The following is a 12,785-nucleotide window of genomic DNA, read 5'->3' as shown; positions in this document are numbered from 1 at the left end:
GCCGCTGACGACGTCATCCCTGACAAAGCCAGGCGGCGGGTCAGAAGGTCGGCGGCGTGCAGGCGCTGACGACGACACAGGCCTCGTCGCGGAGGTTGCGGAACCGGTGCGGAATGCGACTGTCGAAGATATAGGCGTCGCCGGGACCCAGTTCGCGGGCCTCGGTTCCGACAGTCAGCTCGATCCGGCCGGAGATGATGATGCCCGCCTCCTCGGCCTCGTGGCTGTAGAGCTCGACGCCGGTGTCGGCGCCGGGGGCGTAGATCTCATGCAGCATCTGCAGGGAATGCGCCGAGGCGTTGCCGACCTGGCGCAGCGACACCAGGGCGTTGGCGCCGTCGCCGACACCGAACACCCGGAGCGGATTGATCTCGCGCAGCTCGTCCCGGCCGAAGAACACCTTTTCCGTGTCGGGATATTCCGTCGAGAAGAACTCCGAGAACGTCATCTGCACCGAATCGAGGATCTTCTTCAGCGACGCCACCGACGGGCTGGTCTGGCCCTGCTCGATCATCGAGATGAGACCGTTGGTGACACCTGCGCGCAGCGCCAGCTGCCGCTGCGACAGGCCCCGGGCGGTTCTCAACTGTTTCAGCCGTGCGCCGACTTCCATGACGGGTTCCAGATTGGTGCGTTGCCGGATGCGCCGCCGAGGCACATCTCGTGGTCCCAAAACCGCTGCACACTTTCGGGCGACATGCATTCGCTCTTGTCATCACGCTTGATGCATGTGGTGATCCCGAAACCGCCGCATACGTTCGGACGACATGGATCAGCCATAGCTATTCGCGTCCGGCCTGTCCAACGGGAGGGGCCACGGCGTCCTCGTCGGGCATCAGCAGCAATGTGTGGGCGGGCAGGTCGTAGTCCTTGAAGATGTCGGGATTGGCCCGGGCGAGGCGCGGCAGGGCGATGAGGACCTCGCGCAGATGCCGGCGCATGGCGCGCTCGGCTGCGTCGGCGTCGCGCGCCGCCAGTGCGGCAACGATGTCGCCATGCTGGCTGATCAGGGTCTGCATTGGCGTGGCGTCGCCGAGGCTGAGAAACCGGACACGGTCGATCTGGTTGCGCGCCCCCACCACAGTGCGCAGCGCGTAATCGCATTGGACGATGTTGCCGATACAGCGGTGAAAATCCTCGTCATTGGCGTTGAAGCTGGCAAAATCATTGGCGAGCGCCGCCCGCTTCTGGTTGTCGACCAGGCCCCGCAGGCTGTCGCAGTCGGCATCGGTGATGAACCGGCAGGCGTAGCGCACCAGGCTGCATTCCACCGCCTCGCGGACGAAACGCGCATCGGCGACCTCCCGCACGGAGATTTTGCGCACGAAGGTCCCGCGGCTTGGGCGGACCTCGACCAGGCCTGCCTCGGACAGCTTGATGAAGGCCTCGCGGACCGGCTGGCGGCTGACGCCGTAGCGCTCGGAGACTTCCTTCTCGGACAGGGCGCTGCCGGGAGCAAGCCGCATTTCAACGATGGCCGACCGCAACTGCTCGAACAGCTGCGGCGCGATCAGGTCCATGTCTCGAAATGCCTTGTCCATGAAGATTCCTGTTGCTTTCACATGTCAACTTAGTACCATACCGGTATGGTGGCTAGTGCAAACTCGTGACCGGTTATAGAACAATGACCGGCGCCTGGCGACCTGACTCTCAGCGCCCTGGGGAGGGGACATTCATGACATCGACGTTCAACGCAAGTCTTGCGATCAGCCGCCGTGCCTTCGTGCAGGCGGGAGTCGCGACCCTGGCCCTGCCGGCCTACATCTCGCGCGCCAGCGCGGCCGACACGTTCACCTGCCGCATCGCCCATTCGGAAGCCATCGGCTCGCCGCTGACCAACGCCTTCGAGCGCTGGGCCAAGTCGATGAACGAGAAGAGCGAGGGCCGCATCGATGCGCAGCATTTCCCGGCCAGCCAGCTCGGCGGCCTGGCGCAACTGCTCGAAGGCAGCCGGATCGGCACCATCCAGGCCACCACCGCCGGTCCCGACAGCGAAGAGGCGATCGCGCCCGAGATCGCTGCCTTCGGCGGCGCGCCCGGCTTCATCTACAAGGACGAGGCCCATGTCGACCGGGTGCTGCAGGGAGACCTCGGCGCGGAAGTCTCGCAGATCGCCCGCGAGAAGACCGGCGTCGAATTCGTCGCCTATGGCGAAAGCGGCTTCCGCCATGTGCTGGCCAAGACCCCCGTCACCGATCTCGCCTCGCTGTCGGGCCTCAAGATCCGGGTGCCGGAACTGCGCGTCTGGGTCGATTTCTGGAAGAAGCTCGGCGCCAATCCGACGCCGCTGCCATATTCGGAGCAGTACGCGGCACTGTCGACCGGCATCATCGACGGGCTGGAGTCGGACTACTTCTCGGTGCTCGGCTTCAAGTGGCACGAACAGGCCAAGCATGTCACGCCGACCTATCACTGGTTCCTGCCCAAGGCCGTTCGCGTCAACGCGGCCTGGCTCGACAGCCTGCCCGCCGACCTGCAGGCCATCGTCCGCGACACCGCCAAGGAAGAATTCCTGGCGCAGCGCACGGAGAACCGCGCCAAGGCGGACAAGGCCCTCGACGAGCTCAAGGCCGTCGGCGTCGAGGTGCACGCAATCGACGAGGCGGAGCGCGCCAAGTGGGCCGACCTGACCGCGCCGCTGTTCGACGAGTTCGGCTCCAAGAGCCCGAAGACGGCGGAAATGATCGCCAAGATCCGGGCGCTCGCCTGATCAAAGACGGCGCGGCGGACCACCAGGTCCGCCGCGCCGACGCCTTGCGGGCCGCACCCGGTTCGCCCCAGCCATGAATGGAATGCCGCAGATGAGTGCTGTCCCCGACGATCGGGCCAATTCTTCCCGCCTGCCCTCAGGGCCGCTGGCCCGGGCCTACCACCGGCTCGACCTGACGCTGGAAACGGTGTCGATCGGCCTGATCGTCGTGGCCGCCATGGTCGCTGCCCTGCAGGTGTTCTGCCGCTACGTGCTCAATGCCTCGCTGGCCTGGCCGGAGGAAGTGGCGCAATGGCTGTTCAGCTGGGCCGTCTTCGTCGGCATGGCGGTGCTCACCGGCCGCGACGGCCACATCGCCATCGGCTTCCTGCACCGGTTCATTCCGCGCTCCATGCGCCCGGCGCATCTGTTCTTCATCCGCACCATGATGGTCTCGGCCAGCGTCATGCTGGTGGTGCACGGCATCGACTTCATGAACCGCGCCATGCAGGTTTCGCCGGCCATGCAGTGGCCGCTCAAATACCTGTTCCTGGCGGTCCCAGTGGGCGGAGTTCTCAATCTCGTCTATCTGCTCAGACCGGTTCCGGCGACGGAAGGGGTTTCGCGAAAGGGCGGCTTCGTGCTGCCGCTGGCGGCCATGGCGGCCGGCATCGCGCTCTATCTCGCCATCCGCTTCGGCGCCCACAATCTCTACGGCGAGGGCGGCAGCGCCATCGTGCTGATGATCGTGGCCCTGGCGCTGATCTTCCTCGAGGTCCCCATCGCCTATGCGCTGGCCTTCGGCGCCTTCGCCGCCTTCGCCCCGCTCGGCAACATGATGCTGGTGATCGTCACCCAGAACATGTCGTCCTCGCTCAACTCCTTCACCCTGCTTGCCATTCCGTTCTTCATCATGGCGGCGGCGGTGATGAATGCCGGCGGCATCACCACGCGGCTGGTCGATCTCGCAACCCATCTCGTCGGCCATTTCCGCGGCGGCCTGGGCCAGGCCAATGTGGTCACCAACGTCATGCTTGCCGGCGTTTCCGGGTCGTCGACGGCCGATGCCTCGGCAATCGCCAAGCTGATCGTGCCGGAGATGGAGCGCCGCGGCTACGACCGCGCCTTCGCCTGCGCGCTGACCTCGGCCTCGTCGACGCTGGCAAACCTCATTCCGCCCGGCCTCGGCCTGATCATCTACGCGGCACTGGCCTCGGTGTCTGTGGGCGCGCTGTTCGTCGGCACGATCGTGCCCGGCCTGCTGGCGGCGGTGGCGCTGTCCGCCGTGGTCTACCTGGTCTCCCGCGCCCGCGGCTATGGTGGCGACCGCGAGCGCTCCACCGGGCGCGAACGGCTGACCTCGCTGTGGTACGCGCTGCCGGCGCTGCTTTTGCCGGTGCTGATCGTCGGCGGCGTCCGCTTCGGCATCTTCACAGCGACCGAGGCCGGCGCCATGGCCTTTCTGTTCGCCATTCTCTGCGGCGCCTTCATCTACCGGGTGCTCACACTCGACAATTTCACCGAGGCGCTGCGCGAATCGACCGCCGACACGGTGGCCGTGGCCATCATCATCGCCGCCGCCGCGCCGTTCGCCTGGGTGCTGGCCTTCGAGCAGATGCCGCAGAAGATCGCCGCCGGGCTCAGCGCCGTTTCCGACAACCGCTATGTGCTGCTGCTGCTGATCAACCTGTTCCTGATCTTCGTCGGCCTGTTCATGGAAATGATCGCCGCGATGGTGATCCTGGTGCCGATCCTGGTGCCAGTGGTGGTCGCCGCCGGGGTCGATCCCCTGCATTTCGGCATCGTGCTGATCATCAACCTGGTGATCGGCGCCCTGACGCCGCCGCTCGGAATGCTCGTCTTCACCACGGCGCGGGTCGGCAAGGCGGACGTGACGGCCGTGTTCAAGGCGATCATGCCGTTCATCTGCGCGCTGCTCGTGGTGCTGGTGCTCGTCACCTACGTGCCGCAACTGACACTGCTGCCGATCCGCTGGTTCGGACCCTGAGACCGGGCTCGCGCCCAACCAATAGCCACTCCTGCCAATTGCCCTTTGAGGGTGGATTGGCTAGGCGTCGGCTCACAAATGCGGAGACTGTGAAATGCGACAGGGATGGCGGTGGTACGGACCCGATGCGGGCGTGCCGCTCGACACGATCAGGCAGGCGGGCGCGACGGACGTGGTTTCCGCCCTGCACCAGGTGCCGATCGGCGCCGCGTGGACCAGGGAGGCTGTCTCCGAGCGCAAGGCGCTCATCGAAACCACGCCACCAGGGCGGACTCAGCTCAGATGGTCGGTGGTCGAGAGCATCCCGATCCCCGATGCGGTCAAGCGCACCGGCGCGGCCGCCAAGGCGGAGATCGAGGCCTGGATCGCCAGCATGGAGGCGGTCGCGGCCAACGGCATCGGCATCGTCTGCTACAATTTCATGCCGGTCGTCGACTGGACCCGCACCGACCTCGACTTCGTCACGCCCACCGGTTCGACGGCGATGCGCTTCGACCAGGACAAGTTCGCCGCCTTCGACCTGTTCGTGCTTGAGCGGAGTGGCGCGCAAGCCGAGTATTCGGCGGAGGCCAGGGCCCGGGCGAGAGCAACCTTCGAGGCGATGGACGAGGCGGAAGTTGCCTATGTGACCAACAACATCACCAGCGCCCTGCCCGGCTCGACCACCGAGCCGCTGACGATTCCGCAGTTTCGCGACAAGCTCGCGGCCTATGCCAGCATCGATGCCCGGCAGATGCGCGCGCATCTCGTCGGCTTCCTCGAGGCGGTGACGCCCGCGGCCGAGGCCTGCGGCGTCAAGCTGACGCTGCATCCGGACGACCCGCCGCGCTCGCTGTTCGGCCTGCCGCGCATCGCCTCGACGGCGGAGGACTACGCCGCTCTCTTTGATGCAGTCCCCTCGCCCGCCAACGGCATGTGCTTCTGCACCGGCAGCCTGGGCGTGCGCGCCGGCAACGACCTGCCGGCGATCGCCCGGCAGTTCGCAGCGCGCATCCACTTCGCCCATCTGCGCGCCACCAAGCGCGAGGAGAACCCGCTGTCGTTCCACGAATCGGCGCATCTCGAGGGCGATGTCGACATGGTGGCGGTGATCCACGAACTGCTCGCGGAAGACGCCAAACGTTCGCCCGAAACATCCATCATCTTCCGCCCCGATCATGGCCAGCGCATGCTCGGCGACCTCCACGAGGCCGGCAGCCCCGGTTACCCCGCGGTCGGTCGCCTGCGCGGCCTGGCCGAACTGCGCGGCATCATCGCCGCGCTCACCGCCGACCGCTGAGGCAGCCGGTGCGCGAGAGCAGGAGAGAGACAGTGAGTGAACGGAAAACCGGCCTTGCGGTCATCGGACTCGGCATGGCTTCCAAACCGCATCTGGAGGCGCTGGCGGAGCTCGCGGGAAGCATCGAGGTCACCGGCGTGTTCAACCGCGGGCGCGACAAGTCCGTGCATGCCGCCGCCTCGATCGGCTGCCGCGTCTTCGACAGCATCGAGGAAATCGCCCTCGATCCGGCCACCGACGGCGTCATCGTCATCACCCCGCCGCACCAGCGTACCGACATCATCCGTCTGCTTGCCGCAGCCGGCAAGCATGTGCTGACGGAAAAGCCGGTGGAGCGCAGCACGGCCGCCGCCCGCGAGATCGTCGAGACCTGCGAGCGTGCAAGGGTGCAGCTCGGTGTCGTCTTCCAGCACCGGATGCGCGCCGGCGCCCGCAGGCTTGCCGAGCTGGTCGCGGCAGGCGAACTGGGCGAACTGTGTTTGGTGCGCGCCGACATTCCCTGGTGGCGGCCGCAGAGCTATTACGACGTGCCGGGACGCGGCAGCTACGAGCGTGACGGCGGCGGCGTGCTGATCAGCCAGGCGATCCACGTGCTCGACCTGATGCTGAGCCTGACCGGTCCGGCGGACAACGTGCAGGCCTTCTGCGCCACGACGAAAACCCATGAGATGGAATCGGAGGACTTCGCCGCCGCGGGCGTCCGCTACGCCTCCGGCGCAGTCGGGTCCATCGTCGCCACCACCGCCACCTATCCGGGCGGCGCGGAAAGCATGGTCATCGACGGAACGCGCGGCACCGCCGTCCTGAAGGGCGGACATCTCAGCGTGACCTGGCGCGACGGCCGCAGCGAGGAGCAGGGCGAACTCTCGGGCACCGGCGGCGGCGCCGATCCGATGGCGTTTCCCTGCGACTGGCACCGCGACCTGATCGCAGATTTCGCCGATGCGATCCGGACCGGCCGCCCGCCTCTCGTCACCGGCCGCGCGGCGCTCAACGTCCATGCGCTGATCGACGCCATGGTGACGTCCTCGCGCGACGGCGCAGCCGCCGCCGTCGAGCGGATGGACTTCTAGATGGATACGCCGCCGTTCAAATTCGCTGCCATGGGACTCGACCATCGCCACATCTACGGCATGGCGGAAGGCATGATCGCCGCGGGCGGCACATTCGCCGGCTACTGGACCGATGGATCGCCGCTGCCGCTCGAGGGCTTCGAAAAACGCTTCCCCGGCGTGCCGCGCGCCGCCGATGTCCGCACGCTGCTGGAGGATCCCGAGATCAGGCTGATGCTGGTCGCCTCGGCGCCCGAGCACCGCGCCGCCCATGCCATTTCCGCCATGCAGCACGGCAAGGACGTGATGACCGACAAGCCGGGCTGCATCACGCTCTCCGAACTCGCGCAGATCGAGACCGTCGTCGCCCGGACCGGCCGCATCTGGTCGGTCAATTTCTCGGAGCGCTTCGAGGTCCGCGCGGTGACCCGGGCCACCGAGCTGGTGCGGGCGGGCGCCATCGGCGAAGTGATCCAGACCATCGGCATGGGACCCCACCGGCTCAACGCGCATCTCAGGCCCGACTGGTTCTTCGACGCCGGCCGCTACGGCGGCATTCTCACCGACATCGCCTGCCACCAGATCGACCAGTTCCTGCACTTCACGGGCCTCGAGACCGCCGAGATCGTGCATGCCGCGATCGGCAACTTCGCCAATCCCGAGCGTCCCGACTTCGAGGATTTCGGCGAACTCAACCTCGCATCGGGCCGCTCGCAGGGATATATCCGCGTCGACTGGTATACGGCCGATGCGCTGCCCAACTGGGGCGACGGACGGCTGTTCATCCTCGGCAGCGAAGGCAGCATCGAACTGAGAAAATATGTCGATGTCGCCGGCCGGCCGGGAACCGACCACCTGTTCCTGGTCAATGGCAGCCGCTGCGAGCACATTGACTGCAGCGATGCGTCGCTTCCGTATTTCGGTCAGCTCGCTGGCGACGTGGTCAACCGCACGGAGACTGCTGTCAGCCAGAGCCACACATTCACGGTGAGCCGGCTGGCACTGCAGGCGCAGGCGCAGGCGGTGCGGCGCGGCAACCTGCTGTCGCGCTGATCAGACTTCGACGAGCGCGCCGCGGGCGCCGATGACCCGGGCGGCGATGTCGCAGCCGGCGGCAACGGCCTCGGCACGGCTGGCGCCGGCCAGATGGGCGGCGAGGAAGCCGGCGTTGAAGCTGTCCCCGGCGGCCGTCGAATCGACCACCTCGGACACGGAGAGAGGGTCGTGGAAGGCCAGTTCGCCGGCGTCGAGCGTGGCGATCCGGCCGGCGCCGTTCTTGACCACGACGAGACCGGCTCCCGCCGCAGCATAGCGGCGGGCCGTGGCCTCGATGTCGGCGTCGCCGAAGAAGCTCGCCTCGTCGTCATGCGAGGGCAGCACGATATCGGCCTGGCCGGCCGCCTGCATGACGGCCTTGCGCATCGCCCCGACGCCGGACCAGAGCCGCGGGCGGAGATTCGGATCGAAGACGACGATCGCGCCGGCGGCGCGGGCGCCGGCCAGCGCCGCGATCAGCAGGTCGCGACCGTCACCATCGAGAATGGCGAGCGTGATGCCCGAGAGGTAGATCACCGCGGCGCCATGAATGGCCGATCCCAGCCGCTCGGGATCGTCGGCAAGCTTGCGCGCCGCGCTCTGCGAACGCCAGTAGGCGAAGCTGCGTTCGCCGTTGCTGAGCTCGATGAGATAGAGCCCGACGGTGCGGTCTGGCAAACGCGCGATATTGCCGGTGTCGATGCCGGCAGCGGCGATGAACTCCAGCATCCGGTCCGAGATCGGGTCGGTGCCGACAGCGGTCAGATACTCGACCTGCCACCCGGACGGCAGCAGGCGGCGCACATACCAGGCGGTGTTGAGCGTGTCGCCGGCATAGCCGAGGCGGAACTGGCCTTCCGGCCCCGCAGGCGCCATTTCCACCATGCATTCGCCGATCGAGACAAAACGTTGCACTGTCACTCCTCGTCCTCGAACCAGGCGTGGTGCTCGGACCTTATGCGATCGATGATGCCCTGGATGCGCGAAAGATGTTCGCGCATGGCAGCGGCGGCGGCTTCCACATCCCTGGCCTTGAGCGCATCGAGGATGATCTTGTGATCGTCTAGCGCGCGCTGCGAGGCGAAGGCAAGCGACAGGAACCGCACCCTGTCCATATGGGCCTTGTTTTCGCGGATGATCTCCCAGGCAAAGCCCATTCCCGAGCGGTCGCAGATTTCCTTGTGGAAAAGATCGTCGAGGCGATGAAACCGGCCCTTGTCGCCACCCTGGACCGCGGCGTCCTGGGCGATGATCAGGGCGTCGAGGGCAGCGAAATCCGCCTCCGTCAGCGCCGCGCATGCGATGCGGATGATCTCGATCTCGAGCGACGTGCGCACGAAGCGGGCGTTGAGCACGTCGGTGGCCGAGATCTGGCTGACGGTGGTGGCGCGCTGAGGCCGGATCTGCAGGAATCCGAGCTTCGACAGCCGGTAGAAGGCGTCGCGCACCGGCTGGCGCGAGACGCCCATCTGCCGGGCAACGTCGATTTCGGACAGCTTGGCGCCTGGCGGCAGTTCCAGCGACAGCACCTGGCGGTGCAGTTCCTCAAACACCTGGTCGGCAACCGATGGCCTGGCCATCGGCTCGATCGCCGGCAGCTGGAATATATCGACCATGTGCGAACCTCCCGGCTGATTGACAGCCCCGCCATACTGGCATATTAGTCTATTACAACAACCAACACCATAATAAAACTGTTGGACTTGGCAAGGGAGAGAGACTGACAATGGCCCTTCTGGACAAGGATCGCCTGTTTCCGCTCGAGGACCGAAGCCGCGGCATTGCGCGCGCCCTCTACGATCAGGTCAAGGGCCTGCCCATCGTCAGTCCGCATGGTCATACCGATCCGCGCTGGTATGCGGAGAACGAGGCCTTCCCCGATCCGGCACAGCTGCTTGTCACGCCGGACCACTATGTCTTCCGCATGCTGTTCTCCCAGGGCATCCCGCTCGAAGCACTCGGCGTGCCGCGCGCCGACGGCGGTCCCACGGAGGCCGACGGCCGCAAGATCTGGCGGGTGCTCGCCCAGAACTATTTCCTGTTCCGGGGCACGCCCTCGCAGATGTGGCTGGACCACGTCTTCGAGGAGCTGTTCGGCATCGACGAGCGGCTGTCGGCCAAGACCGCCGACATGTATTACGACCGCATCTCCGACTGCCTGGCGAAGCCCGAGTTCCGGCCGCGCGCGCTGTTCGAGCGCTTCAACATCGAGGTCATCGCCACCACCGAGAGCCCGCTCGATCCGCTGGCCTGGCACGACAAGATCAAGGCCTCGGGCTGGAGCGGACGGGTCATCACCGCCTACCGGCCCGACCCGGTGATCGATCCGGAGTTCGCGGGCTTTGCCGGCAATGTCGAGAGCCTCGGAGAGATCACCGGCGAGGACACCCGTTCCTGGACCGGCTATCTCGCCGCCCACCGCAACCGGCGGGCCTATTTCATCGCCCGCGGCGCCACCTCGTCCGACCATGGCCACGCCACCGCGCGAACCGAGGACATGAGCCAGGACCAGGCGGCGATCCTGTTCGAAAAGGCACTGGCCGGCACCTGTTCGGCCGAGGAGGCCGACGCTTTCCGCGGCCAGATGCTGACCGAAATGGCACGCATGAGCCTCGACGACGGCCTGGTGATGCAGATCCATCCCGGCTCGTTCCGCAACCATTCGGCGCCCATGCTGGCGACATTCGGCCGCGACAAGGGCTTCGACATCCCCACCCGCACCGACTATGTCCGCGCGCTCAAGCCGCTTCTCGACGCCTTCGGCACCGATCCGCGGCTCTCGATCATCCTCTTCGGCCTCGACGAGTCCGCCTATTCGCGCGAACTCGCGCCTCTGGCCGGCGTCTATCCGTCGCTCAAGCTCGGCCCCGCATGGTGGTACTTCGACAGCCCGGAGGGCATGCGCCGCTACCGCGAGATGACGACGGAAACCGCGGGCTTCTACAACACTGTCGGCTTCAACGACGACACCCGCGCCTTCTGCTCGATCCCCGCCCGGCATGATGTCGCCAGGCGGGTCGACTGCGGCTATCTGGCCACGCTGGTGGCCAGCGGACGTCTGGCGGAGGACGAGGCTTTCGAGGTCGCCCACGACCTCGCTTACCGGCTTGCCAAGCAGGCCTATCGGCTCTGAGAGCCATTTCTGGGAGGAGAATGACCATGACACTGATGAAAACCCTGACCGGCATGCTGCTGGCGACCGCGGCCATGGTGATGACGGCGAGCGCCTGCGACACCACGCTCAAATCATCCGACACGCATCCGGATGGCTATCCGACCGTCGAGGCGGTCAAGGCCATGGGGAAGACGCTGGAGGAAAGCACCGGCGGCAAGCTGTGCATCGAAGTCTACCACTCGGCCCAGCTGGGCGAGGAAAAGGACACCATCGAGCAGACCCAGTTCGGCGCCATCGATCTCAACCGCGTCAGCCTCGGACCGTTCAACAACATCATCGAGGAAACACAGATCCCGTCGCTGCCCTACATTTTCCGTTCGGTCGCGCACATGCACACCGTGATGGATGGTCCGATCGGCCAGCAGATCCTCGACGCGTTCGCGGCCCACGATCTGATCGGGCTGGCTTTCTATGACGGCGGCTCGCGCAGCTTCTACAACAAGGAAAAGCCGATCAAGTCGATGGAAGACATGAAGGGCATGAAGTTCCGCGTCATGCAGTCCGATATGTTCGTCGACATGGTCAGCGCGCTGGGCGCCAACGCCACGCCGCTTCCCTATGGCGAAGTCTACTCGTCGATCCAGACCGGCGTCATCGACGGAGCCGAAAACAACTGGCCCTCCTACGACACCTCCGGCCACTACGAAGTGGCCAAATACTACACGCTCGACCAGCACCTGATCGTGCCGGAAGTGCTGGTGATGTCGAAGAAGTCCTGGGACAAGCTGAGCCCGGAGGATCAGCAAGCTGTCCGTTCCGCGGCCAAGGCTTCGGTTCCGGTGATGCGCGAACTCTGGGAAGCACAGGAAAAGATCTCGCAGGACAAGATCCGGGCGGCCGGCAACGAGATCATCACCGATATCGACAAGCAGCCCTTCATCGATGCGATGAAGCCGGTCTACGAGAAATACGTCAAGTCCGACAAGCTCAAGGAAATGGTCGCCGCGATCCAGGCAACCAAATAGTCTGACGACCGGCCCGCGGGGCTTCCCGCGGGCCGTTTTCTCAATGGAGGGGTGGACGTGCAGGATCGGATGACAAGCGTCGCGCTGGCGACCAGCGTGGTGGCGCGGCTGGCGCTTTGGCTATCGGGGATCGGTCTGGTGGCGATGACGGCGCTGATCGCCTGCCAGGTGTTCTGGCGATACGTCCTTAATGACTCCATTTCGTGGACCGAGCCCGCTTCGGTGATGATCATGGGCTGGTTCATCTTCCTCGGCGCCGCCGTCGGCATCCGCGAGGGCTACCACCTGTCCTTCGATGTCATGCTCTATGTGGTGCCGGACCGGGTGAAGCTGTGGCTGCACACCGTCTCCGACGTCGTGGTGATCGCCTTCGGCGCCGGCATGGCGATCTACGGCACGCAGCTGGCGGTCAACGCCGCGCCCAACATTTTGCCCAGCCTCGGAATATCCGGCGCATTTGATTTCATGCCCATCGTGGCCGGTGGCGTGCTCGTCGTGCTATTCTCGATCGAACGGATCGCGCGGCGCCTGGCCGGCCTGCCGACGGCGCGTTTCGGCGAAACCGAGCTGGAGGATTGAGAC

Annotated in this window: 12 protein-coding genes; 8 read left to right on the top strand and 4 right to left on the bottom strand. The window is 66.0% G+C overall.

The window, feature by feature from the left end; genetic code table 11:
- Nucleotides 1–40 precede the first annotated feature (40 nt).
- Together DFR52_RS08295 and DFR52_RS08290 are read right to left on the bottom strand one after the other, a co-directional pair.
- Nucleotides 41–613 (bottom strand): cupin domain-containing protein, encoded by a 573-nt coding sequence (locus DFR52_RS08295; protein WP_110031477.1) that lies wholly within the window; start codon nucleotides 611–613, stop codon nucleotides 41–43.
- Nucleotides 614–782: 169 nt separating this feature from the next.
- Complete coding sequence (locus DFR52_RS08290; RefSeq protein ID WP_110031476.1) at nucleotides 783–1,541, bottom strand: GntR family transcriptional regulator; 759 nt, start codon at nucleotides 1,539–1,541, stop codon at nucleotides 783–785.
- A gap of 134 nt (nucleotides 1,542–1,675) precedes the next feature.
- Between DFR52_RS08290 and DFR52_RS08285 the strand changes: the two genes are divergently transcribed.
- From DFR52_RS08285 to DFR52_RS08265, 5 genes are all read left to right on the top strand, one after another.
- Entirely contained in the window at nucleotides 1,676–2,710 is a 1,035-nt protein-coding gene (locus DFR52_RS08285) for a TRAP transporter substrate-binding protein (protein ID WP_110031475.1), read from the top strand.
- A gap of 91 nt (nucleotides 2,711–2,801) precedes the next feature.
- Nucleotides 2,802–4,697 carry a TRAP transporter large permease gene (locus DFR52_RS08280; protein ID WP_110032024.1) on the top strand — a complete coding sequence of 632 codons (1,896 nt, stop codon included), beginning with the start codon at nucleotides 2,802–2,804 and terminating at the stop codon, nucleotides 4,695–4,697.
- A gap of 94 nt (nucleotides 4,698–4,791) precedes the next feature.
- On the top strand, nucleotides 4,792–5,976 hold the full coding sequence (uxuA, locus tag DFR52_RS08275; protein WP_110031474.1) for a mannonate dehydratase: 1,185 nt from the start codon (nucleotides 4,792–4,794) through the stop codon (nucleotides 5,974–5,976).
- 32 nt (nucleotides 5,977–6,008) lie between these two features.
- On the top strand, nucleotides 6,009–7,049 hold the full coding sequence (locus tag DFR52_RS08270) for a Gfo/Idh/MocA family protein (protein WP_280954185.1): 1,041 nt from the start codon (nucleotides 6,009–6,011) through the stop codon (nucleotides 7,047–7,049).
- Nucleotides 7,050–8,081 (top strand): Gfo/Idh/MocA family protein, encoded by a 1,032-nt coding sequence (locus DFR52_RS08265; RefSeq protein ID WP_110031473.1) that lies wholly within the window; start codon nucleotides 7,050–7,052, stop codon nucleotides 8,079–8,081.
- Here the strand turns inward: DFR52_RS08265 and DFR52_RS08260 are convergent, their stop codons facing one another.
- The gene (locus DFR52_RS08260) at nucleotides 8,082–8,978 is read right to left on the bottom strand and encodes a sugar kinase (protein WP_110031472.1); all 897 of its coding nucleotides are present in this window, start codon (nucleotides 8,976–8,978) and stop codon (nucleotides 8,082–8,084) included.
- 2 nt (nucleotides 8,979–8,980) lie between these two features.
- Nucleotides 8,981–9,679, bottom strand: a complete 699-nt coding sequence (locus tag DFR52_RS08255; protein WP_110031471.1) for a GntR family transcriptional regulator — start codon at nucleotides 9,677–9,679, stop codon at nucleotides 8,981–8,983.
- Between the two features lie 110 nt (nucleotides 9,680–9,789).
- Here DFR52_RS08255 and uxaC point away from each other — a divergent pair, with 110 nt between their 5' ends.
- From uxaC to DFR52_RS08240, 3 genes are all read left to right on the top strand, one after another.
- On the top strand, nucleotides 9,790–11,196 hold the full coding sequence (uxaC, locus tag DFR52_RS08250) for a glucuronate isomerase (protein WP_110031470.1): 1,407 nt from the start codon (nucleotides 9,790–9,792) through the stop codon (nucleotides 11,194–11,196).
- A 26-nt stretch (nucleotides 11,197–11,222) separates the two neighbouring features.
- Nucleotides 11,223–12,203 (top strand): TRAP transporter substrate-binding protein, encoded by a 981-nt coding sequence (locus DFR52_RS08245; protein ID WP_110031469.1) that lies wholly within the window; start codon nucleotides 11,223–11,225, stop codon nucleotides 12,201–12,203.
- Between the two features lie 69 nt (nucleotides 12,204–12,272).
- A complete protein-coding gene (locus DFR52_RS08240; RefSeq protein WP_110031468.1) occupies nucleotides 12,273–12,782 on the top strand; it encodes a TRAP transporter small permease in 510 nt (169 codons plus the stop codon).
- Nucleotides 12,783–12,785: the final 3 nt, after the last annotated feature.

It is taken from the genome of Hoeflea marina (assembly GCF_003182275.1).
Lineage (GTDB): Bacteria > Pseudomonadota > Alphaproteobacteria > Rhizobiales > Rhizobiaceae > Hoeflea > Hoeflea marina.
The sequence above is the reverse complement of the archived record's forward strand: the minus strand, read 5'-3'. Positions and strand labels throughout refer to the sequence as shown.